This is a genomic window from Streptomyces sp. NPDC037290, from assembly GCF_055603245.1.
Map to the genome: position 1 here is coordinate 246076 of NZ_JBVJVZ010000009.1, position 22230 is coordinate 268305.

Annotated in this window: 17 protein-coding genes; 12 read left to right on the top strand and 5 right to left on the bottom strand. The window is 71.5% G+C overall.

The window, feature by feature from the left end:
- Window positions 1-17: 17 nt before the first annotated feature.
- A complete protein-coding gene (locus ACZ7HQ_RS29105; RefSeq protein WP_470995951.1) occupies window positions 18-1640 on the top strand; it encodes a serine/threonine-protein kinase in 1623 nt (540 codons plus the stop codon).
- A gap of 18 nt (window positions 1641-1658) precedes the next feature.
- Here ACZ7HQ_RS29105 and ACZ7HQ_RS29110 read toward each other — a convergent pair whose 3' ends face one another.
- On the bottom strand, window positions 1659-2465 hold the full coding sequence (locus ACZ7HQ_RS29110; RefSeq protein WP_470995953.1) for an SGNH/GDSL hydrolase family protein: 807 nt from the start codon (window positions 2463-2465) through the stop codon (window positions 1659-1661).
- A gap of 300 nt (window positions 2466-2765) precedes the next feature.
- Between ACZ7HQ_RS29110 and ACZ7HQ_RS29115 the strand changes: the two genes are divergently transcribed.
- The 5 genes from ACZ7HQ_RS29115 (at window position 2766) to ACZ7HQ_RS29135 (ending at window position 10002) form a co-directional block, all read left to right on the top strand.
- Window positions 2766-3161, top strand: a complete 396-nt coding sequence (locus ACZ7HQ_RS29115) for a hypothetical protein (RefSeq protein ID WP_470995956.1) — start codon at window positions 2766-2768, stop codon at window positions 3159-3161.
- A 366-nt stretch (window positions 3162-3527) separates the two neighbouring features.
- Window positions 3528-4349: a glycosyltransferase family 2 protein gene (locus ACZ7HQ_RS29120; protein WP_470995959.1), complete on the top strand. Its 822-nt coding sequence runs from the start codon at window positions 3528-3530 to the stop codon at window positions 4347-4349.
- Entirely contained in the window at window positions 4346-5365 is a 1020-nt protein-coding gene (locus tag ACZ7HQ_RS29125) for a glycosyltransferase family 2 protein (protein ID WP_470995962.1), read from the top strand. The genes ACZ7HQ_RS29120 and ACZ7HQ_RS29125 overlap by 4 nt, the downstream gene beginning before the upstream one ends.
- Entirely contained in the window at window positions 5358-6158 is an 801-nt protein-coding gene (locus tag ACZ7HQ_RS29130; protein WP_470995965.1) for a polysaccharide deacetylase family protein, read from the top strand. The genes ACZ7HQ_RS29125 and ACZ7HQ_RS29130 overlap by 8 nt, the downstream gene beginning before the upstream one ends.
- On the top strand, window positions 6151-10002 hold the full coding sequence (locus ACZ7HQ_RS29135; protein WP_470995968.1) for a lipopolysaccharide biosynthesis protein: 3852 nt from the start codon (window positions 6151-6153) through the stop codon (window positions 10000-10002). The genes ACZ7HQ_RS29130 and ACZ7HQ_RS29135 overlap by 8 nt, the downstream gene beginning before the upstream one ends.
- 15 nt (window positions 10003-10017) lie before the next feature.
- Here the strand turns inward: ACZ7HQ_RS29135 and ACZ7HQ_RS29140 are convergent, their stop codons facing one another.
- Entirely contained in the window at window positions 10018-11436 is a 1419-nt protein-coding gene (locus ACZ7HQ_RS29140; protein WP_470995971.1) for a GH39 family glycosyl hydrolase, read from the bottom strand.
- Between the two features lie 189 nt (window positions 11437-11625).
- Between ACZ7HQ_RS29140 and ACZ7HQ_RS29145 the strand changes: the two genes are divergently transcribed.
- Window positions 11626-12720 carry a DUF5925 domain-containing protein gene (locus tag ACZ7HQ_RS29145; RefSeq protein WP_470995974.1) on the top strand — a complete coding sequence of 365 codons (1095 nt, stop codon included), beginning with the start codon at window positions 11626-11628 and terminating at the stop codon, window positions 12718-12720.
- 15 nt (window positions 12721-12735) lie between these two features.
- Window positions 12736-13506 carry a DUF72 domain-containing protein gene (locus tag ACZ7HQ_RS29150; RefSeq protein ID WP_470995977.1) on the top strand — a complete coding sequence of 257 codons (771 nt, stop codon included), beginning with the start codon at window positions 12736-12738 and terminating at the stop codon, window positions 13504-13506.
- A 120-nt stretch (window positions 13507-13626) separates the two neighbouring features.
- Here the strand turns inward: ACZ7HQ_RS29150 and ACZ7HQ_RS29155 are convergent, their stop codons facing one another.
- On the bottom strand, window positions 13627-13995 hold the full coding sequence (locus tag ACZ7HQ_RS29155; RefSeq protein WP_470995980.1) for a GntR family transcriptional regulator: 369 nt from the start codon (window positions 13993-13995) through the stop codon (window positions 13627-13629).
- 71 nt (window positions 13996-14066) lie between these two features.
- On the opposite strand from ACZ7HQ_RS29155, the gene ACZ7HQ_RS29160 reads away from it, so the two are divergent.
- Together ACZ7HQ_RS29160 and ACZ7HQ_RS29165 are read left to right on the top strand one after the other, a co-directional pair.
- Window positions 14067-14996 (top strand): GNAT family N-acetyltransferase, encoded by a 930-nt coding sequence (locus ACZ7HQ_RS29160; RefSeq protein ID WP_470995982.1) that lies wholly within the window; start codon window positions 14067-14069, stop codon window positions 14994-14996.
- Window positions 14977-15477 (top strand): ribonuclease FAU-1 family protein, encoded by a 501-nt coding sequence (locus ACZ7HQ_RS29165; RefSeq protein WP_470995985.1) that lies wholly within the window; start codon window positions 14977-14979, stop codon window positions 15475-15477. Before ACZ7HQ_RS29160 ends, ACZ7HQ_RS29165 begins: the two co-directional genes overlap by 20 nt.
- A 22-nt stretch (window positions 15478-15499) precedes the next feature.
- Here the strand turns inward: ACZ7HQ_RS29165 and ACZ7HQ_RS29170 are convergent, their stop codons facing one another.
- Window positions 15500-16123, bottom strand: a complete 624-nt coding sequence (locus tag ACZ7HQ_RS29170; RefSeq protein WP_470995988.1) for a class I SAM-dependent methyltransferase — start codon at window positions 16121-16123, stop codon at window positions 15500-15502.
- Between the two features lie 111 nt (window positions 16124-16234).
- Between ACZ7HQ_RS29170 and ACZ7HQ_RS29175 the strand changes: the two genes are divergently transcribed.
- Complete coding sequence (locus ACZ7HQ_RS29175; RefSeq protein ID WP_470995991.1) at window positions 16235-16369, top strand: hypothetical protein; 135 nt, start codon at window positions 16235-16237, stop codon at window positions 16367-16369.
- A gap of 1058 nt (window positions 16370-17427) precedes the next feature.
- On the opposite strand, the gene fxsT is transcribed toward ACZ7HQ_RS29175, so the two are convergent.
- Window positions 17428-20484, bottom strand: a complete 3057-nt coding sequence (gene fxsT, locus ACZ7HQ_RS29180) for an FxSxx-COOH system tetratricopeptide repeat protein (RefSeq protein WP_470995994.1) — start codon at window positions 20482-20484, stop codon at window positions 17428-17430.
- Window positions 20485-21127: 643 nt separating this feature from the next.
- On the opposite strand from fxsT, the gene ACZ7HQ_RS29185 reads away from it, so the two are divergent.
- The gene (locus ACZ7HQ_RS29185; RefSeq protein ID WP_470995997.1) at window positions 21128-22123 is read left to right on the top strand and encodes a lytic polysaccharide monooxygenase auxiliary activity family 9 protein; all 996 of its coding nucleotides are present in this window, start codon (window positions 21128-21130) and stop codon (window positions 22121-22123) included.
- Window positions 22124-22230: the final 107 nt, after the last annotated feature.

Genomic DNA, 22230 nt, shown 5'->3' on the forward strand with positions numbered 1-22230 from the left:
TTGCCTGGGGGGCGCCCGTGTCCGAAGAACCGGGCCGCGAACGTGTGATCGCGGGCCGCTACCGTCTGCTGTCCCCGCTGGGCGAGGGCGGCATGGGCACCGTGTGGCGCGCCCGGGACGAGGTGCTGCAGCGCGAGGTGGCCGTCAAGGAGGTGCGGGCCCCGGCCGGGCTGCCGGCCTCCGACGTGGAGCGGATGTACGCGCGTCTGGAGCGTGAGGCATGGGCGGCCGCGCGGGTCGCCAACCGCAATGTCGTCATGGTGTACGACGTGGCGCTGGAGGCCGGCCGGCCGTGGATCGTGATGGAGCTGGTGCGCGGGCTGTCGCTCGCCGACCAGCTGGAGGCCGAGGGTCCGCTGCCGCCGCAGCGGGCCGCGCACATCGGTGCCGAGGTGCTGGCCGCGCTGCGCGCCGCGCACGGCGCCGGGGTGCTGCACCGGGACGTGAAGCCGGCCAACGTACTGCTGGCCGACGACGGCCGGGTCGTACTGACCGACTTCGGGATCGCCACGGTCGAGGGCAGCTCCGCGCTGACCATGACCGGCGAGGTGGTCGGCTCGCCCGAATTCCTCGCCCCGGAGCGGGCGTTGGGGCGGACGCCGGGGCCGGAGTCGGATCTGTGGTCGCTCGGGGTGCTGCTCTACGCGGCAGTGGAGGGCGTCTCGCCGTTCCGGTACGACACCCCGCTGAGCACCCTGCGTGCGGTGGTGGACGAGGAGCTGCCGCCGCCGCGCCGGGCCGGGGCGCTCGCTCCGGTCATCGAGGGGCTGTTGCGCAAGGACCCCGCGGAGCGGCTGGACGCCGAGCGGGCGGAACACGAGCTGCGGATCGTCGCGGCCGGAGGTGCCCCCTCCGGGGGAGGAACGCGCCGTACGGCCCCGATGCCGGTGCCGCCGTACGGCGAACCGACGGGCGCGGGCCGGGGCGGTCAGCCGTCCCCGCGGCCCTCCCCCACTCCGCCGGCGCCCCTGTACGGCACCACGGGGTCCGGGACGCCGGAGCGCTCCCGGCGTGCGGGTGCGGTGCTGGTGGCCGGGGTCCTCGCGGTCCTGCTCGCGCTGGCGGGGCTGACGTACGCGCTGCTGAACCGCGGCGACGGCGGCGGTCAGGGGACCGAGGGCGGCGGCCGGCCGAGCGGGAGCGCGCACACGCCGACCGCGCACAGCGGCACCGGGTCGGGCACCGGGCCACCGCCGGCCGCGCGCAGCAGTACGTCGTCGAGCACCCAGCCGGCGCAGTCCGTGGACGTCACCCTGGCCGGTGCGCACACGACGTACTCCGGGAGCTGTCCGCCGCCGGCCGCGCAGACGCCCGCCTTCACGGCGACGTTCACGGTGGGGCGGCTGCCCGCGCAGGTGGAGTACCGGTGGGTGACGACGCGCGGCTCGGTGTCGGATCCCGGCTGGCACACGCTGTCCTTCCCGGACGGCGGCGGGAAGACCCGGCGGGTGCGGGTGACCCTGGCGGTGGACTCCGGCAGCGGTACGACCCGGGACCAGATCAGTGTGAAGGTGCGCGGTCCCGTGCGGACCACTTCAGAGGCCGTCCCGTTCTCGGTGAGCTGTACGCAGACGGCGACGGAGACCCCGTCGGACGGGGCCTCCGCTTCGGCGTCGGGCTCACCGCGGAGTTCACCCTGAGGGGCGAGCCCGTTCGGGTCACGCGTTGTTCGTGAACACCGGCAGGTAGCCGCCGGAGTGACCGGCCGCGGTCGGGTGGTACGACTCGCCGATGTCGAGCCAGTTGACGCTGTGCAGCCAGGAGTCGCCGGAGCAGATCTCATGGCTGGAGAACGCGGTGCGGATGTCGCCGAAGACGAAGCCGTGGGCCTGGACCCGCTTCTGGATGGCGGCGTCGATGTAGTCGGCCGCGCCGTTGATCGCGGACCGCTTGGTGTCGGAGAGCCCGAGGCAGGTCTGGCCGAGCAGGTAGAAGCGGGGGTAGCTGAGCACGACCACCCGGGCGTTCGGTGCCTTGGCGCTGATCGCGTTGTAGACGGTGTCCAGCTTGCCGGGGAGCGTGGAGTCGACGTACGCCTTGGCGGTGTTGATGCGGTCGATGCAGGCGCTGTCGGACTGGATCACACAGGTCGTCATGACGTCGGAGAAGCCGGCGTCGTTGCCGCCGATGGTGAGGGACACCAGTGAGGTGGAGGAGTTCAGCGAGCCGAGCTGGTTCGCGAGGACGTCGTCCGTCGTGGCGCCGGAGCAGGCGTTGAAGGCGAACGAGGACGGGCTGTGGGCGGCGTTCCACAGGTAGGGGTACGCCTTGGTGCTGCGGTCGCAGCCGCCGCTGGAGCTGATGTAGCTGCCGGCGCCGACTCCCGAGGAGTACGAGTCGCCGAGGGCCACGTAGCCGCCGGTCGCCGCCGTCGAGGACGCCTGCGCCGAGGCGGCCCCGGTGAGACCGAGGCCGGCGGCGAGGAGGAGCGAGGCAACGAATCCGGTAAGTCGGGAACGTCTCATGGAACCTCCCTTTAGCAGGATCTCTGCCACAACTGTCGTAGCAACTACGCGTGTTGACGGGAAGTGTTCATGCCAAGACTATTCGGGTCTCAACAGGATCAACGCGAGACATTCACCGCTCATCTATTGCGTGTGCATGCCAAGCCTGTTGACGGTTCGACAATCGCCTTCTTGACGACCCCCCTCCCGCCGCGCCACAGTGAAGCCCGGCATCCGGCGCGTCGGGGGGCAAAGTCGCCAATGCAGACCTTAGGTATCAAGTCACCTTCATCAGACGGCGGCGCCGAGGACACCGGCGCAGTGGGGACCGGGCCGGGGAGGGCCCTGTCACCGCTGCTCGCGGGGGCGACGACCGCCATCGGTGGCGTCGGCGCGCTGCTCGCGCTCGTCGACTCCACCTCCGTACTGCGCGGCCCGTGCGCGCTGTTCTTCCTGCTCGTGGCGCCGGCCGTGGCGCTCGCCGCGGCCCTGCGCGGGCTGGATCCGTTCGGCCGGGCGCTCTGCGCACTTGCGGGCTCGGTCGTCGTCAACATGCTGGTCGCCCAAGGCATGCTCGCGGTCCACCGCTGGTCGGTCCGCGGCGGGGTGATCGCCATGACCGCACTGAGCGTGCTGTTGCTGGTCGCGGTCCTGCTTCGGGAACGAATTTCCGAAAAACGACCACAAGACCGAGCAACACCGACCAAAGTTGTGTAACGGCCAAACCAACAAAATCGTGAGGCAGCCCTCAGGGCTTGCCTTTCGGGTTCAATCATCAATACCGTCGTACATCTCACCCGCACCGGCACGTCGGCACACGGCTCCAGGGGAGGGCTCAGGGCCGCGGCGTCACCGGGGCGGGGCGCGGTAGGGGGGTGCCGTGCTCGGTGACCGCACCGGTGACCGAGCCGTGCCGCGCGACCGGCTGCCCTGTTTCTCGGGCGGGCCGGCCAGCTTTGCCAGCTCATCGGCGTGCACGGAGACCAGTTCACCGTACCGAAGATGAGAACCCCCCTTTCGAACCGGACACAGAGCCGGACCGCCCAGGGGCGGGCGGTCCACCGGACGAGAGGGAAAAGACTCGTGAGTTCCGTGCTGCGCCCGCCGAGTGCGGGCAAAGATCCCTTTGTAGCGGCCCATTACCGGCCCATCTCCTCTCACCTGGCGATAACCCCGCCGGTGAGCGTGGTGATCCCCGCCATGAACGAGGCGGAGAATCTCCCCTACGTCTTCAAGACCCTTCCGGACTGGATACACGAAGTCGTACTGGTGGACGGCAATTCCACCGACGACACGGTCGACGTGGCCCGTTCCCTGTGGCCGGACGTCAAGGTCGTCGAACAGCGTGGCAGGGGCAAGGGGGATGCCCTGACCACCGGGTTCGAGGCGTGCAGCGGCGACATCATCGTGATGGTCGACGCGGACGGATCGGCCGACGGCGGCGAGATCGTCAGTTACGTCTCCGCGCTGGTCTCCGGCGCCGACTTCGCCAAGGGCTCGCGGTTCGCCAACGGCGGTGGCACGGACGACATGACCTTCATCCGCAAGCTCGGCAACTGGGCGTTGTGCACCGTCGTCAACCGCAAGTTCGGCGCGCGCTACACCGACCTGTGCTACGGCTACAACGCCTTCTGGCGGCACTGCCTCGACAAGATCGACCTCGACTGCACCGGCTTCGAGGTCGAGACGCTGATGAACATCAGAGTGGTCAAGGCAGGCCTGAAGGTCCAGGAGATACCCAGCCACGAGTACCTCCGCATCCACGGCACCAGCAACCTGCGTGCCGTGCGCGACGGGATCCGGGTGCTGAAGGTCATCCTCCGGGAGCGCTCCAACCGGCGTGAGCTGCGCCGCCAGGAACGCCAGTCGCCGATGCTCGACACGGTCCGGGGAGAGGTGTCTTGAGAGATCCCGGCATCTCCGTCGTGATCTGCGTGTACACCGAGGACCGCTGGGAGGACATCCTCGCAGCGGTCTCCTCGGTGCGCGCGCAGTCGTACCCGGCGCTGGAGACCCTCCTCGTCGTGGACCACAACCCGGCCCTCAGGGACCGGCTGGCCCGCGAGTACAAGGAGACCGACGGCGTCCGGGTCCTGCCCAACGCGGGTCCGCGCGGCCTGTCCGCCGGCCGCAACACCGGCATCGCCGCCTCCCACGGCGACGTCATCGCCTTCCTGGACGACGACGCCGTGGCCGAACGGGACTGGCTGCGCCGCTTCGCCGAGGGGTACGCCGACCCCCGCGTCATGGCGGTCGGCGGCCGTACGGAGCCGGTCTGGGCGTCGGGCCGGCGGCCGGCCTGGTTCCCCCGGGAGTTCGACTGGGTGGTCGGCTGCACCTACCAGGGGCTGCCGCCGGGCCGGGTCCGGGTCCGCAACGTCCTCGGAGGAAACGCTTCCTTCCGGCGTACGGCGTTCGAGGCGGCAGGCGGCTTCGCCACCGGTATCGGCCGGGACGGCGACCGGCGCCCGCTGGGCTGCGAGGAGACGGAGCTGTGCATCCGTCTCACCCGGGCCCGCCCCGACGCCGTGCTGCTCATCGACGACCGGGCGGTGATCCACCACCGGGTGCCCGCACCCCGCGAGCACTTCGCCTACTTCCGCACCCGCACCTACGCCGAGGGCCTGTCCAAGGCGCTCGTCGCGAGGAGTGTCGGCGCCGGCAAGGGCCTGGAGTCCGAACGCCGGTACACCACCCGGGTACTGCCCGCGGGGGTCGCCCGAGGCCTGCGCGACGCGCTGCTGGCCCGGCCGGGCGGCGCGGGACGCGCGGGCGCGATCGTCGTGGGGGCGCTGAGCGCCGCCGGCGGCTACGCGGTGGGCAGCCTGCGGGCGCGCCGCAACGGTACGGCGTTCTCGTCGGCCCCGGTCCACGAGGCCCCCGGGGCGCGCACCGGTCCACAAGGGGGCACCGATGAGTGACACGCCCGTACCCATCCTCATGTACCACGCGGTCGCCACCGCGCCCAACGACGCCACCCGCGCCCTGTCGGTCGCGCCCGAGGCGTTCGCCGAACAGATGGCGCTCATCGGCGACCTGGGCCTGACCCCGGTCACCACCGCCGGCCTCGCGGCCCGCTGGCGGACCGGCCGCCCGCTGCCCGCGCGGCCGGTGCTGATCACCTTCGACGACGGCTACGAGGGCGTGCACCGGCACGCACTGCCCGTCCTCGAGAAGCACGGCTTCCCGGCCACGCTGTTCGTCTCCACCGGCTGGATCAGGGGCGCCCACGACACCGGGGGCGGCCTGGACACCATGCTCGACTGGCCGCAGGTGCGCGAACTGGCCGCCGCAGGCGTCGAGATCGGCGGTCACAGCCACACCCACCCGCAGCTCGACCAGCTCGGGGACACCGAGCTGCGCGGGGAGCTGACCCGCTGCACGGAGATCGTCACCGACGAACTCGGCACCCGGCCGGTGTCGTTCGCCTACCCGTACGGCTACTCCAGCCGCCGGGTCCGCCAGGCCGTGCGCGCCGGCGGGTACGCGCAGGCGCTCGCCGTCGGCAACGCCCTCGCACGCCGCCGCCAGGGGCCGTACGCGCTGCAGCGGGTCACGGTCCGGCGCGGCACCGGCGTGGAGGAGTTCGAGCGGCTGCTCCACGGCCGTGCCGTCGTCCGCACCTTCGCCCAGGACCGCGTCCTCACCAAGGGGTACGCCCTCGTCCGCAGAGCCCGTCAGCTCCGCCGGAAGGCCATCCGTTCCCGTGTCTGACACGACCACCACGACCGAGGCCGCGCCGACCGGTGCCGAGGCGCCCGCGAAGTCCGGGCGCCGCCTGCGGCTGCCCGGTACGGGCCGGTCCTCTGGCGGCAGCCCGCTGTTCCGCAACGCCTACGCGCTGATGCTCAACACCGGCATCTCCGCCGTGCTGGGACTCGGCTTCTGGCTGGCCGCGGCCCGCTACTACTCCGAGGACGCGGTCGGGCAGGGCTCGGCCGCCATCGCCGCGATGAAGTTCCTCGCCGGACTGACCGCGGTGACCCTGACCGGTGCCCTGGCCCGGTTCATCCCCGTGGCCGGCAGGCACACCGGTCGGCTCATCTCCCTCACCTACGCGGGCAGTTCCCTGCTGGTGGCGGTGGCCGCCGGGGTGTTCCTGCTCACCCTGGACAGCTGGGGGCCGTCGTACGGGTTCCTGCACGGTTCGGTCAAGGGCCTGGGCTTCCTCGTGGCCGTCGCCGCCTGGAACGTGCTCACCCTGCAGGACGGCGTGCTGACCGGGCTGCGCAGCGCGACCTGGGTACCGGTGGGCAACACCGTGTTCTCGGCCGTGAAGCTGGCGCTGCTCGTCGCCTTCGCCGCCGCCGTCCCGACGACCGGTGTCTTCGTCTCCTGGGTGGCCGCGATCGCCACCTCGGTGGTGCCGCTGGGCTGGCTGGTGTTCCGCCGGCTGGTGCCCCGGCACGTCAAGGCGACCGAGAACCGCATCGAGCCGCCGACGCTGAAGCAGGTCGGCAGGTTCCTGGCCGGGGACTACACCGGCTCGCTGTTCTCGCTCGCCGTGATCTACCTCGTGCCGGTGCTCGTCGCCTCGCAGGTCAGCTCGGCGGAGAACGCCTACTTCTACATCGCCACCACCATCGGCGGTACGACCGACCTGCTCGCCATCAACATGGGCGCGTCCCTCACGGTCGAGGGCTCGCACGACCCGGCACGGCTGGCCGCCAACACCCGCGCCGCGCTGAAGCGGATGGCGCGGATCATGCTGCCGATCGCGGGCCTGTGGATCATCGGCGCGCCCTGGATCCTCGGCGTGTTCGGTGAGGGCTACGCGCAGGCGGCGACCCCGCTGCTGCGCTGGCTCGCGGTCGGCTCGGTACTGCGGGTCGTGATCGAGACGTACTTCGCGGTCCTGCGTGCCCGCAGCCGCACCGCCGGACTCGCCTGGCTCCAGGGCCTGTTGTGCCTGCTGACGCTGGGCCTGACCCTGCTGCTCCTGCCCAGGATGGGGCTGACCGGCGCGGGCCTCGCCGAAGCCGCCAGCCTCGCGGTGATCGCCGCGATCGCCGCGCCGAAGCTCTGGAAGACGATCCGGACCGCGGCCGACGCCGTGCCGGACGCGACGGCCCCGGACGGCGACCTCGCCGACCTGGGCACGCCCCCGGCCTCCTCGTCCCGGGCCTCCTCGCCCGCGCGCCGGCACAGCCCGGCCTGGGCGCTGGACTCCGACACCCTCGCCCTCGGCATCCATGTCGACTTCGACCATGTGGAACGCCGGCCGGACGTCCGCCCGGGACCCGGCACCCCGCCCGCCGGTACGCCCGTGCCACCGCCTGCGCTTCCGGTCGGGCGGCGGGTCGGGCTTCCGGTGGAGGAGAGGGAGCCCGGCAGCGAGGTCTCGCTGGGCCCGGCCGAGGCCGAACTGCTGCGCGAGGCCGAGGCGGCGGAGGTGGACGCGCCGTTCACCGAGGAGGAACAGAAGGCGTCCTTCGGCAAGCCGGCCCGGACCGCCGCCCCCGACACCGCCGTACCGGACGAGGCCGTGACCGAGGAACCCCTGCCCGACGAGCCGCCGGCGCCCGTGTCGCTGCGGCAGCGGCTGCTGCCCACCCGCGCCGGTGTCGTCCTCGGCTGTCTGCTGATCGCCGCGCTGCTGCTGTACTGGGTGCCCGCGCTGCGGCTCGGCGAGGCCGACCTGGACCGCATGGGCGGCCTCGGGCTGGTCTCGGTGCTGCCGCCGCCGACCCTGGTCGGTGCGGCCCTGCTGGTCTGCGTCTTCGCCGCGCTGCTCTGGCTGCGCCGGGAGCACCGGGCGCTGCTGCTGGTCACGCTGGTGGCGACGGTGGTGTCGCTGCACGCGCTGCCGGCGGTGATCGAGGCCGAGCCACGCTTCCCGACGGCCTGGCAGCACCTCGGGTTCATCGACTACATCGACCGCACCGGGTCCGCCGTACCGGACCTGGACGCCCGCTGGAGCTGGCCGGGCTTCTTCGCGGTGGCCGCGTTCGTCGGCCGGGCCTGCGGGGTCACCGACTTCACCGAGGTGATCCGCTGGTGGCCGACCGCCATCCAACTCGCCTACCTGGCACCGATGTTCCTGCTGACCCGGTCGCTGCGGGCGAGCTGGCGGGCGAAGTGGACCGGCGTCTGGCTGTTCGTGCTGTGCGGCTGGGTCGGCCAGGACTACTTCTCACCGCAGGGCTTCACCTTTCTGCTGTACCTGATGTTCGTGGCGATCCTGCTGGTCTGGTTCCGCCCGCCGCGCGTCATCTGGTCGAGGTTCCGCCCGGGCGAGGCGGAGGTGGAACCGGCCGACCGGCCCCGGCGCGCGGTCCTGCTCCTGGTGCTGATCGGCCTCTACGCGGCGAGTGTGCCGGCCCACCAGCTCACCCCTTTCGTCATGCTCGGGGTGCTCGCGGCCCTCGTTCTGCTCGGCCGGTCCGAACTGCGCGGCCTGCCCCTGCTGTTCGCGGTGCTGGTCGCGGTGTGGGTGGGCTTCATGGCCGAGCCGTACTGGTCCGGGCACTTCAACGACCTGTTCGGCGGGGTCGGCGGGGTCGGCAGCAATGTCTCGACCTCCGTCTCCGGCCGGATCCAGGGCGGCAGCTCGACCCACAAGCTGGTGCTGTACACCCGCGTGCTGCTGGCCGGCTCGGTGCTGGCGTTCGCCTGCTGGGGCTGGTGGCGCCGCCGCTTCCACCGGTACCGCGAGCGGACGCTGCTGGTGCTGACCTTCGTGCCGTTCCTGGGCTTCGGCATGCAGTCGTACGGCGGTGAGATGGCGCTGCGGGTCTTCATGTTCGCGGTGCCGGGCGCGGCCCTGCTGGGCGCCCTCGCCCTCTTCCCGCGCACCGGCGTCACGGCGAAGGAACGCGAGAAGGACCGGGTGAGCCTCGCCCCGCTGGCCGCGCTGCTGGCCGGGATGCTGCTGATGGGCGGCTTCCTGGTGGCCCGCTGGGGCAACGAGCCGTTCGAACGCGTCCGGCCCGGCGAGGTCACTGCCATGAACTGGGTGTACGCCCACGACAGGCCGACGGTGCGGCTGCTGTGGCTGACCCAGGACACGGTCAACGACGTGACTCCGGCGATGCCGTGGGGCGCGCGGGACATGGAGCGGGTGGACTATGTGCCGACGCTCGCACCGACCGACCCGGTGCTGGTGTCGGGCCTGGTCAAGGCGCTCAAGGACGCCGGCCCGCACTCGTATCTGATGATCAACCGGAGTCAGGTGACCTATCTGCAGCTGGACGCGGGCTACTCCGCGGCCTGGGAGCCCCGGCTGATCGAGAACCTGGACGACCGGCAGGAGCTGACGAAGGTCCTGGTCAACGACGACGTGACCGTGTTCGCGCTGCGCAGGCAGCCGGCGGGCGCGGTGCCGAAGCCGCACCCGGGCCCGATCGGGCCGCAGGTGACCTGGACCCCGTGGTCGGTGGTCGGCGCGCTGTCCGCCGTCGTCCTGCTCCTGCTGCTGGCCGCGCGGGAGGTCGTACGGGTCGCGGTCGGGCCGGGTGTGCGTCAACTGCGGTGGCTGCAGGGCACGTTCTGGTTCTCGCTGCCGCTGCTGACGGTGGTGCTGGCCTCGCTGGTGCAGCGCTTTCTGACCATGAAGTGAGGGTGGCTCGGCCGGTCAGCGGTCGAGCCACTTCACCTCGTAGGCCCCCATGTCGAACCGCTTGCCGTCCACCTGCGCGCTGATCGGCCGGTTGAGCGTGTTGACCACGAGGACGGTCCTGTCGCTCGCCAGGACCCGGACGTTGGGCACGTCGTCCGCCGCGACGGACACGTTCCGGTACCGCGTGCCCGGCACGAACGCCCTGGCGAACCGGGACACCAGGTCGTACATGGGCAGGGCCCCGCCCCCGGCGGCGCTGTCGGTGGGGGTCCACAGACAGCCGGCGCAGCCGGTGCCCGTCCTGTCCTCCGGGTTCCAGTAGAAGCCGGAGTCGGCGCCGCCCTCGGCCATGGCGATCATCCCGGTGGCCTGGACGGCGACGCGGTGCGGTTCGGACCAGCCCTTGCGGTCGTCGTTGCCGTCGCCGGGCTCGACGTAGTACTCGGCCCACCACAGCGGCAGATCGTGGGTCTGCCGCCGTACCCACTCGCTGACCGCCGTGAGCTTGCCGGTGGCCGCGAACTCGTCGGGCAGCAGCTCGTCGTCACGGGTGTAGCTGGAGCCGTCGACCACGGTGAAGTCGGCGCCCGCCTTGTGCGCGTTCCAGTACGAGAAGGCGTCGAGCACCCGCTGGTCCATGGCTCCCCAGGGCCCCTTCAGCGCGGTGGAGGCGTTCTGGTCACGCGGATCGACGCTGTCCATCACCAGATACGGCCCGCCGACCATGATGTCCTTGTCGACCTTCTTCAGCGCCTCGTACACCAGGTTGTACATCCTGGTGTATCCCTCGTAGTCCCAGCGGGACCTGGCGTCGTTCCAGAAGCCCTTGAACTCGTTCCACACGATGAAGTGCTTCACGTCCGGGTAGCGGCGGGCGACGGTGGCGGCGAGGTCGGCGAAGTCCTGGTAGTGGCCGGGGGTGGGGGCCCTCTCCAGGGCGGACCGGCTCCAGTCGGTGTTGTCGGCCCCGGCCCTGCCGCCCTTCATCCAGTCAGGGGAGCAGCACAGGGTGATCACCGGGGTGCCCGCGGAGGCGCGCACGAAGTCGATACGGCGGTCCAGCGCACCGAAGTCGTAGTGTCCCTCGACCGGTTCGGGGTTGTCGGCGCCCCAGCCCATGATGGCCTGGTTCTGCGCCAGCCCGCCGCTGTGCCCCAGCAACTGCTCGACGCGCCGGGTGGCCGCACCGGCGCCTTCGTCGGCGCTGTACTGGGTGTGGGTGAAGCCCCAGCCGACGTAGGGCTCGGGCTCGGCGCTGGGCCTGGCCGGGCTGCCGTGCACCTTGTCGCCGTCGCGAGTGGTGCCGGCCGTGCTGGGCCCGCCGGACAGCGTGCCGAACAGGGTCACCGCCAGGGCCAGCACGGCCGCGCCCACACCGAGCAGGGCGGTGAGCCGCCACCGCCGAGTATCCGAATCCCACCCATGACGTCCCATCAAGGACAACAGTAACGGCGGAGGCCGGGCGTCCGGCAGGTATTGCGCCGCAAAGGGGCGCACGGCTGTGGCGCCGTGGGCTCCGCCGCGCGGGCGCGACCAGCCGCGGACGACCCGCGGCCGACAGACAACGCTTCCGCCGCTGCGAAATGCCGTGCGCACGGCACCTCCGTGCCGGATCATGGCCGCATGTCTGCGAACCCACACGACGCTCTGCCGATCCGGCTCCACGTCGATGACTCCGACTCGCCGTCCGACGTCGTCGACGCGCTGTTCCTCGGCCGCTTCGCGACGGGCGAGCAGCCGTACTCGCACGCGGCGAACATCGACCGGGTCCGCTCCGGCGCGACCCTGCTGCCCGACGGCGCCCGGGTGCTGCGGGTCGCCCGCGACGACGACCGCAGCGCCACCCTCGCCGAGGGCGAGGGCTGGACCCTGCTGGTGTCCCGCTGGAACCGCGGCGCGGACGTCACGGTGACCGCGACCAGCGCCGAACTGGCCAAGCAGGTCCTCGACCAGGCCACGGACGGCGCCGCCGACGAGCCGGAACCACAGCCCGAGAACGTGACGATGGGCTTCTGGTACGTCTCCCCCAGGCGCGGCCCGCACCGCACCACCCGGCAGATCTCTGCGGGCACCTGGGACGAGGTCCGGCCCAACTACACGACACCGGTGGCGGAAGCGATGGACCGCCTGATGAAAACGACCCCCGAGGACATCGCCGGCCGGCTGCTCCTGCTGCACGGCCCGCCCGGCACCGGCAAGACCTCCGCCCTGCGCACGCTGGCCCGCTCCTGGCGGGACTGGTGCCAGGTGGACTGTGTGCTGGACCCGGAGCGGCTCTTCTCCGACGTCGGCTATCTGATGGACATCGCGATCGGCGAGGAGGACAGCGCCGGCAAGGGCCGCTGGCGTCTGCTGCTCCTGGAGGACTGCGACGAGCTGATCCGCGGCGAGGCCAAGCACACGGCGGGGCAGGCCCTGTCCCGGCTGCTGAACCTCACCGACGGCCTGCTCGGCCAGGGCCGCAACGTCCTGGTCGGCGTGACCACCAACGAGGACCTGGAGCGCCTGCACCCGGCCGTGGTCCGCCCCGGCCGGTGCCTGGCCCGCATCGAGGTGGGCCCGCTGACCCGCCGGGAGGCGGTGAACTGGCTGGGCACCGAGGAGGGCGTCGGCCGCGACGGGGCGACGCTGGCCGAGCTGTACGCGCTGCGCCGGGGCACGGCACCGACCTCGGTGCCGGGGGCGCGGGACGGCGCGGACGCGGGGCTGTACCTGTAGTGCTTTGATGGTGCTGTGACCTTGTTCGTCGGCACCTCCGGGTGGCAGTACAAGGACTGGCGGGACCTCGTCTATCCGGCCGGGGTCCCGGCGCGGCTGTGGCTGGAGGAGTACACGCGGCTGTTCGCCACGGTGGAGATCAACAACGCGTTCTACCGGCTCCCGTCCCGGGAGAACTTCGAGGCGTGGCGGGAACGGGTCCCGGCGGACTTCGTGGTCGCGGTCAAGGCCAGCCGCTACCTCACCCACATCAAGCGCCTGAAGGAGCCCGAGGAGCCGGTCCACCGCCTGATGAGCCACGCGGCGGGCCTCGGCGACCGCCTCGGCCCGGTCCTCCTCCAGCTCCCCCCGACCCTGCGCGCCGACCCGTCCCTGCTGGACGCCTGCCTGGCCTGCTTCCCGCCCGGTACGAGGGTCGCGGTGGAACCCCGCCACGACTCCTGGTGGACGCCGGAGGTCCGCGAGGTCCTGTCGGCGCGGGGCGCCGCCCTGTGCTGGGCGGACGTCCTGGCCCGCCCGGTCACCCCGTTGTGGCGCACGACCGGCTGGGGTTACGTCCGCTTCCACCAGGGCCGGGCCCAGCCCTGGCCCCGTTACGGCCGCCGCTCCCTGGAGACCTGGGTGGACCGCATCGCGACGACATGGCCGGACGGGGAGGACGTGCACGCGTACTTCAACAACGACCCCGGGGGTGCGGCGGTCCGGGACGCGGTGACGTTCGGCAGGGCGGCGGGGCGGGCAGGGCTGACGGTGACGAGGATCCCGGAGCCGGCGCATCTCCCCTAGGGCGCGTCCGGCGGATCACGCCAAAGTCGCGGGGCATGGCACGCCCGCCCCGACAGGACGCCGTGGCCCCGGAGCCGGCCTGGTCCGCCGGACGGGCCCTGGCTGCTCCGCCAGCTCCCCCTACTCCCCGTAGGCCGCCCGCAGGGCGTCCCGCACGGCGGACAGCGCCTCCCCCTCCGCCAGCCCCAGCCGCCGCACCCGCTCCACGTAGGCCTGAGCGGCCAGGGAGGCCTCACGCTCCGCGGCCGAGCCGGCGGCGGCCACGAACGTTCCGTTGCGGCCCCGTGTCTCGATCACCCCGTCGCCCTCCAGGGCCCGGTACGCCTTGGCCACCGTGTTCACCGCCAGGCCCAGGGACTCGGCCAGCCCCCGCACGGTCGGCAGCCGGTACCCCACGGGGAGCGCCCCGGACCGGGCCTGCTCGGAGATCTGCGCCCGCACCTGCTCGTACGGGGGCGCACTGTCATCGATGCGGATCTTCAGGCTCACACGGCGATTCTCCCGTACCCGCAGGAAAATGAGAGGCATCCCCGGCGCGTCTCCGCCTACGGTGCCTGCCCATGACAGTGATCGTGCGCGATCTGCGCCCCGATGACCGCTCCGACGTCGAGTCCTTCGCCCGGGTACGGCACCTCGCCCTGCCCTACATCCTGTGGACCCCGGACGCCATCCTCCACCACCTCACCCGCACCCCGCCCGAGGCCCGCTTCAGGTCCCTGGTCGCGGAGGAGGACGGCGAGGTGATCGGCACCGCCCAGGTCAGCCTCGCGCACGAGAGCCCGGAACCGGGCCAGGGACTGCTCAACATCTATGTGCACCCGGAGCGGACCCGGCGCGGCGCGGGCGGGCTGCTGGTCCGTACGGCCGAGGAACACCTGGCCGCGCACGGGGCGACGAAGCTGTTCGCCTGGCTCCTGGACGAGCCGGCCAACCGTGCCTTCGCCGAACGGCGCGGCTACCGTGCCGGCCGCTCCGCCCACTTCCTGCGCCTGGACCTGACCCGGGCCGCGCTGCCGCCGCTGCCGGCCGCCCCGGCCGGCGTCGAACTGCGCACGGCCGCCGACTTCGCGGACGACCCACGCCCGCTGTTCCAGCTCGACGCGGAGACGGCGGCGGACGAACCCAGCGACGTGGACGCCGAGTTCACCGACTACCAGGCCTGGCTCGCGGAGACCTGGGGGCATCCGCTGCTCGACCGGGAGCTGACCACGGTGGTGCTGGTAGACGGCCGCCCCGCCGCCTTCAGCATGGCGTACACCGACGGTGGTGCCCGGTACACCTCGGCCATGACCGGAACCGCCCGCGCACACCGCGGGCGCGGGCTGGCCAAGCTCGTCAAGACCGCCTCCCTGCACCGCGCTCGCGCCGCGGGACTCACTTTGGCCCTCACCGGAAACGACACCGGCAACGGCCCGATGCTCGCGATCAACAAGGGGCTCGGCTACGAGATCTGCGCGACGGAGGTGCGCTATGTCCGTGAACTCGGCTGAGCCGGCGAACCGGTTGGAGGTCGTCCTGGTCAAGGCCGGCCGGACGAAGATCCGCTATCCGGCCGAGCTGCTCCAGGACGACGGCACCCGCATCGCCGTACGGGCGCCCTGGGCGGGCTCCGGGGTCCGCGACTTCGGCTTCGTCCGCTTCGAGCCGGGCGACCTCTTCACCGAGTACTACTGGCGCGACCGCTGGTACTCGGTGAAGGAGGTACGCGCCGCGGGCGGCACGGTGAAGGGGTGGTACTGCGACATCACCCGGCCGGCGGTGCGCACCGGCGGTGAACTGGCCGTGGAGGACCTCGACCTGGATCTGTGGCGGTCCGCCGACGGCACGGACGTACGACGTCTGGACGAGGACGAGTTCGCCGAGAGCGGGCTGGCCGAGACGGACCCCGGGGCCGCGTCCGCCGCCGTGGCCGCTCTCGGGGAACTGGAGGCCCTGGCCCGCGCCGGCGGTTTCGGCGAGCTGCTGTCCTGACGTCCTCCGCCGCCGTCGGGTCTCACACCGTCGCCACCACCGCGTACCTCTCGTCGTCCACGGCCCTGCCCCACAGCAGAGGGTCGTCGGACAGTCGCACCACGCACAGGTCAGAGGTCAGGGGCGCCAGGAGCGCGGTGAGCCGGTCCGCAGGTATCCCGACGGCGTGGAGACTGCCCCAGACACCCTCGACCAGCACGAAGCGTCCCCCGGGCCGCAGCAGGTCACGCCAGTGCCGCAGCACCCGGCCGGGGTCCGGCAGCGTCCAGAGCACGTGCCGTACGAGGACGACGTCGAAGCGCTGCTCCCCCACCGGCGGCTCGGCGGCCTCCCCGCGCAGGACCACCGCGTCGTGCCCGGCCAGCTTGGCGCGGGCCCGCTCGGCCATCGCGGGGGACGAGTCGACGCCCGTCACCCGGTGTCCCTGCGCGGCGGCGAGGAGCGCCAGGCTGCCGGTGCCGCAGCCGAGGTCGAGGACGTCCGCGGGGCGCTCGGGCAGCCAGGAGCGGAGCCGGCCGGCCCAGGCGGCCCGGGTCTCCGGGTCGCGCAGACCGTGGTCCGGCTCGTCGTCGAAGACGGCCGCCTCGGCATCCCAGTTCACTTCCGGGCCACTCGCCGCAACCGTCTGACCAGTCTCGTTCGTCATGCCCCAAGAGTGACACCCGCCACTGACAACCCGGCTCCGATGAGGAACTCTCCCCAAAAGCGTCTATCTCCGTGACAACGCGAAACTCGGTAGACGCTGAAGGAGGCAGCCATGCGCCGTGTAACCGTGCACAAGCCCCTGAAGAGGACGGACAGCCGCCGGATCCGCGATGACGCGGAGGAGCGCCCGACGGGGCGTCCGGAAGTGCGCAAGGACATCGCGCGCACCTGGTGGCCCGACGGTTGAAACCCGCCCCGGGCCGTCGGCCCAGCCGCACGACTGCGCCGCGCCGGCGTGTCCGCCTTGACGGTTGCTGCTGGTGATCGCGCTGGTCCTGGCGAACCTGGCCGACCAGCGGCGCAAGGAGGCCGAGGAGCAGCGGCGGCAGGCGGCAGAGCCGAGCAGACGCGGCCCATGGCGTCCGGGTCGTTCGTACAGTGGTGGGCTCAGGCTTCGGCGCAGCCGAACGTCGTAGCGCAGGCGAAACCCGACCCAGGTCAACCGTTGTCTGCCAAGATGTCCGAGCGCATGGCACCTCTGGTCTCCAGACGCAGTTCCAGGTACCTGTGTGTCAGTTCCTCGAGCTCATCGCTGTCAAGACGCGCCCCCGCGCTCACGGCATCGCGCATCATTCGCACTGCCCGACTACATTCCTCAGCCGGTCGAACGACGGAGGGCGGCGCGAGAAGTTCCAACTCATGGCGTGATGCGTAGCAGTGGGTATAGGCCGACCGTGTCAGCCGGTACCGCTCGCCTGCATCAAGACAGGGCGTGGCGGCAATGTTCCGCAGATCGCTGCCAGCTTGGGCATGAGCCGCGAGAAACCTTGAGTAGAGCTCCCGCCGTGTCCTATGCCACTCAGACACCGCCTCTCGCCGCGCCTTTCGGTGTTCCACGAGAAGTGCCGATCCCAGAGCAATCACGCCACCAGCAAGTGTTGCAAGTAGTGATATCCAGGCCACTTCGGAACGGTACAAGCGCCGGACGCGGGGGCCCAGTGGGCGTGCCCCAGCCGTGCCCGGTAGAGCGGTAGGCAACGGGGAACACCGGGCAGTCACAGAGTCCCAGCATGAGAACGACCCCCGACCGGAACCACAGGTCAGAGGCCGTTCTCACTGCTCTTCGTCCGGTGGGTGTGGGATTTGACCCCACAGTGACATCGCTGCCACGACGGTTTTCAAGACCTCTGTTGGCGCTGATTCGGCCGTGAGACACCATCGCCCAGAAAGACACGGGCGCTGTCCGCAGGGGATGGCTGGCGCTTTCGAGTGTCCTTCTGGAAGTCCAGGCGGTCTGAGGACGCCTCAGCATGAAGCGAGGTTGTGGGCGGAGAGAAGGGTGTCGGGGTGGTCCTGGCCCAGGACCCGCCGGCGCCGCTCCAGCGTGTCCTCGTGCATGCGGCGGGCCTCGGGATGACGGCCCAGGTTGTGCAGGGTGACGGCGAGGTTGTGGGCGGAGTGCAGGGTGTCGGGGTGGTCCTCGCCCAGGACCCGCCGACGCCGCTCCAGCGTGTCCTCGTCCATGCGCCAGGCCTCGGCCTCATGGCCCAGGCTGGCCAGGACGACGGCGAGGTTGTGGGCTGAGCGCAGGGTGTCGGGGTGGTCCTCGCCCAGGACCCGCCGACGCCGCTCCAACGTGTCCTCTTCCACGCGCCGGGCCTCGGGATGACGGCCCAGGTTGTGCAGGGTGACGGCGAGGTTGTGGGCGGAGTGCAGGGTGTCGGGGTGGTCCTCGCCCAGGACCCGCCGACGCCGCTCCAGCGTGTCCTCGTCCATGCGCCAGGCCTCGGCCTCATGGCCCAGGCTGGCCAGGACGACGGCGAGGTTGTGGGCTGAGCGCAGGGTGTCGGGGTGGTCCTCGCCCAGGACCCGCCGACGCCGCTCCAACGTGTCCTCTTCCACGCGCCGGGCCTCGGGATGACGGCCCAGGTTGTGCAGGGTGACGGCGAGGTTGTGGGCGGAGTGCAGGGTGTCGGGGTGGTCCTCGCCCAGGACCCGCCGGCGCCGCTCCAACGTGTCCTCTTCCATGCGGCGGGCCTCGGGATGACGGCCCAGGTTGGACAGGGTGACGGCAAGGCTGTGGGCGGAGTGCAGGGTGTCGGGGTGGTCCTGGCCCAGGACCTGCCGACGCCGCTCCAACGTGTCCTCGTCCATGCGGCGGGCCTCGGAATGACGGCCCAGGTTGGACAGGGTGACGGCGAGACTGTGGGCGGAGCGCAGGGTCTCGGGGTGGTCCTCGCCCAGGACCCGCCGGCGCCGCTCCAACGTGTCCTCGTGCATGCGGCGGGCCTCGGCCTCATGGCCCAGGTTGTGCAGGGTGTTGGCGAGGTTGTGGGCGGAGTGCAGGGTGTCGCGGTGGTCCTGGCCCAGGACCCGCCGGCGCCGCTCCAACGTGTCCTCGTGCATGCGGCGGGCCTCGGCCTCATGGCCCAGGTTGGCCAGGGCGACGGCGAGGTTGTGGGCTGAGCGCAGGGTGTCGCGGTGGTCCTCGCCCAGGACGCGCCGACGCCGCTCCAGCGTGTCCTCGTCCATGCGGCGGCCCTCGGCGTACGAGGCAAGGCCGTCAAACGCCTCGCTCAGCATATGGGCAGCACTCAGGGTTTCCGGATGGTCCTCGCCCAGGGAGGCGGCCCACGCGTGGTGGAGCGCCTGAGCAAGCTCATGGGCTGCCTGCGGCTGTGCGCTCAGAACGAGGTATTGGGCGGCCTTGAGCAGAGTCGATCGCAGATCGGAGCGGTCGCCCAGGGTGTGCCGGGCCGTGATGAGATGGGAGGTCAGCACGGCCCATTGCGGCCACGTCTGGGGGAGTTCGGGCTCGCCGGGCTCAGCAGTGGTCAAGAGCGCTGCGAGATCGCCCTGGATCGCGGTGACATGGGGACCTGTCTGCTCACGCAAGATGGCCTGGGTCAGTCGGTGGACCTGGACTGTTTCATAGCTGGCATAAACCAAGCCGTAGCGGGTGAGCGGCTTGATGGCGGTCTGCGGCCAGAGTGGGTCGCTCGTTTCACCGGGGATGGTGGTCAGCCGGCTGCGCGCGGCGACCAGCCAGTCAGTCGGGATGGGGTCGGGGCCGAGGAAAGCCAGGAGGCGCAGCAGTGACAGGGCCTGCGGGTGGCTGTCGCTGAGGCTCTTGGTGGCGATGGTGACGGTCGCTTCCAAGGAGGCGTGTCCAGGATCGTCACCTTGAGCGAGCAGCTTGGCGGTGTGGGTTTGGAGTTGCTTCCGGTAGCTGGTCAGCGGCATGCCGTCGCTTAGGACACCTGCGGCTTGGGCCAGGGCAAGGGCGAGGTCTCCCAGGGCATGAGCCAGGGAACCGGCCCGCTCGGGAGTGAGGATGGGAAGGCGGCTGGTCAGGTAGGCCACGGAGTCCTGGCGGGTGAAGACGTCCAGACGCAATCCGGGAACTTCAATGTCCCACCGTGGGTTGCGGGAGGTGATCAGAACGTGCCCACTCCCGTCGGGCAGCCAGGCTTTCAGCCGGTCCGGGTCCTCGGCATTGTCCAGGATGATCAACCAGCGATCCAGCGTGTGCAGGTGCTGAACTGCGTTGCGCGCGTTGGCTTCGAGGTCGGCGTCGGGCTTGGCGACATTCAGGCGTGTGGCCAGCTCGGCGTAGTGCTGAGGAACCTGCTCAGCCTGCTCGGCGTCGATCCACCACACGAGGTCGTACTGGCCCGCGAAGCGGTGTGCGTACTCCAGCGCCACCTGTGTTTTGCCGATACCGCCCATCCCGTGCACAGCCTGGACGGCGGCGTGGTGCTCGGCGAGCAGCTTGCTGCGCAGGCTGTCGATGACCTTCTCACGGCCGGTGAAGTGCGGATTGCGTCGCCGCACGTTCCATATCGCAGGCAGACCCGTGCTGGACGGAAAACGGGGCCGCACTTCAGGCCCAGCGGCCGGAGGCACGGACACAGCCGACGCCGCCGCACCGGGGAAGGCCGGTGCGCTCGTCGCAGGTGTGGGGCCACGTACTGCCTCCACCAGCGCGGCGACAGCCGTGACCTCATCGAGGCCGTGCAGCTCTTTCCGGATCCGCGGTGCCAGGATGGGCGGTAACTCGCCTGCCTCCAAGGGGTGGATGACCACGGGAATGAAGCGTTCCCGACGAGCCAGGGCCGCAGTCCACTCCTCCTCGGTGTACCGCCCCTCGGCAAAGTAGGTAGGCGAGAGCAGGGCTACGACCGCGGTGGCCTTCGCCAAAGCCGTGCTCATCCTCTTCACGAAGTCGTCGCCGGCACGCCAGTGCCACACATCGAGCTCGACCGCGTAGCCGGCTTCTCCCAGGTGCCACGCAGCCCACTCGGCCCACTGCCGGTCCGGCCCTGCATAGCTGACGAACACCGAATCGCAACCTTTGATCACGTACGTCCCCCTGTCCCCCGCGGCGACGACGAGCACCCCATACCGTGCCGCCGCACCATACATAGCGTGCAACTGCCACGACACGACTGAAAACTCGGCGGTAGCATCCGGTGACATAGCCGCGCCGCCGGCCCGACGGACCGCAACGAGCCAGCAACGTACTGTTCGCCCCTCTCGGGCCGTCACCGACTGATCCACATGGAGCTACGGGTCAGAAGGTCTCTGACATCCAGGGCTGACATCGACGACGCCGGACGGGGGCATACACCAGCGTCTCTGTCCGACCGTCGCACCAGTCGACGACGCAGCCAGAGCAGGATCGGGTCGAACTTGTAAGGCGACGGCCTCCGGTGCTGCGAGGGGACACCTGCACGCACTTGCCGGGAGCCAATCGGGGAGCCAGCCGAGGCGTCCGACGGCGAACGAACCCGAACCGACGCGGACAGTCGCGCTGCTCGGGCGCAGGTGGGCCACCGGGTTCGTCCTTCCCTTCCTCAGCCCCCGGTTAGTCCCGCCTTAACGGCACCATAAGGATCGTCTCCACCCGCCTCCAGCAGGCGATTTCACGGTTTCTCGGGGCTAGCTTCGGATCGCCCCCACGGGATCCAGCCCCACCGAGGGACCGTCGTCCGAGGAGTTCCGTATGCCCGCCCGCGCCCGCCGCGCGGCCGCCTTCGTGGCCGTGGCCGGTCTGCCGCCGCTCGCCCTGACCGTGCTCGCCGCCGCCCCCGCGTCCGCGCACGGTTCGATGGGCGACCCGGTCAGCCGTGTCTCGCAGTGCTACGCGGAGGGGCCGGAGCGCCCGAAGTCGGCCGCGTGCAAGGCGGCGGTGGCGGCCGGTGGCACGCAGGCGCTGTACGACTGGAACGGCATCCGGATCGGCGACGCGGGCGGCCGGCACCGGCGGCTGATTCCGGACGGCAGGCTGTGCAGCGCGAACAGCGAGGAGTTCAAGGGCCTCGACCTGGCCCGCGCCGACTGGCCGGCCACGGGTGTGCACAGCGGGTCGTATACCTTCAAGTACCGGGTGACCGCCCCGCACAAGGGGACCTTCACGGTGTATCTGACCCAGCCGGGGTACGACCCCGCGAAGCCGCTGGCCTGGTCCGAGCTGGATCTGGAGCACCCGGTGGCGACGGTCACCGACCCGGTCGCCACGGGCGGCTTCTACACGTTCTCCGGCACCCTTCCCGAGCGGTCCGGCCGGCAGCTGCTGTATGCGATCTGGCAGCGCTCGGACAGTCCGGAGGCGTTCTACTCCTGCTCGGACGTGGACTTCGGCGGCACCGGCACCGGCAGCAGGGGCGAGGCGGGCAGCGGTCCCGCTCCCACGGCCTCCGCGCCCACCGAGCGGCAGATCGCGGCCGGTGCCGACAAGTCGACGATGCGCCACCACGGGCATGGCGGCGACGGCACGAGCACGCCGGCCCGGCAGCCGGCTCAGGAGCCCGCGCACCGGCCCACCGCCGCGCCCGACGCGCCGAAGGCGGCCGGTGCTCCGGACGACCTCGCGGAGACCGGCGCCTCCACCGGCACCTCGTACGTCGCGATCGGCGGCGCCGCGGCGCTGGCGCTCGGTTCGGCGGCGCTGTTCCTGTCGGTGCGGCGGCGCGCGGGGGGTGGCGCCCACCGCCGGTGAGGGTTCCGGGGGGGGGGGGGGGGGGGGGGGCGGGAGGGGAGAAAGAGGAAAGGAAACGAGAGACAAAAAGCCGAGGGTGGCGAATGGCGGGGCAGGGGAGAGAGAGG

Bases quoted from the DNA above. Each gene is read 5' to 3' on its own strand.
- ACZ7HQ_RS29140 (WP_470995971.1), bottom strand. From the start codon at position 11,436: ATGGGACGTCATGGGTGGGATTCGGATACTCGGCGGTGGCGGCTCACC.
- ACZ7HQ_RS29130 (WP_470995965.1), top strand. From the start codon at position 5,358: ATGAGTGACACGCCCGTACCCATCCTCATGTACCACGCGGTCGCCACC.
- ACZ7HQ_RS29170 (WP_470995988.1), bottom strand. From the start codon at position 16,123: ATGACGAACGAGACTGGTCAGACGGTTGCGGCGAGTGGCCCGGAAGTG.
- ACZ7HQ_RS29165 (WP_470995985.1), top strand. From the start codon at position 14,977: ATGTCCGTGAACTCGGCTGAGCCGGCGAACCGGTTGGAGGTCGTCCTG.
- ACZ7HQ_RS29160 (WP_470995982.1), top strand. From the start codon at position 14,067: ATGACAGTGATCGTGCGCGATCTGCGCCCCGATGACCGCTCCGACGTC.
- ACZ7HQ_RS29110 (WP_470995953.1), bottom strand. From the start codon at position 2,465: ATGAGACGTTCCCGACTTACCGGATTCGTTGCCTCGCTCCTCCTCGCC.
- ACZ7HQ_RS29145 (WP_470995974.1), top strand. From the start codon at position 11,626: ATGTCTGCGAACCCACACGACGCTCTGCCGATCCGGCTCCACGTCGAT.
- ACZ7HQ_RS29175 (WP_470995991.1), top strand. From the start codon at position 16,235: ATGCGCCGTGTAACCGTGCACAAGCCCCTGAAGAGGACGGACAGCCGC.
- ACZ7HQ_RS29185 (WP_470995997.1), top strand. From the start codon at position 21,128: ATGCCCGCCCGCGCCCGCCGCGCGGCCGCCTTCGTGGCCGTGGCCGGT.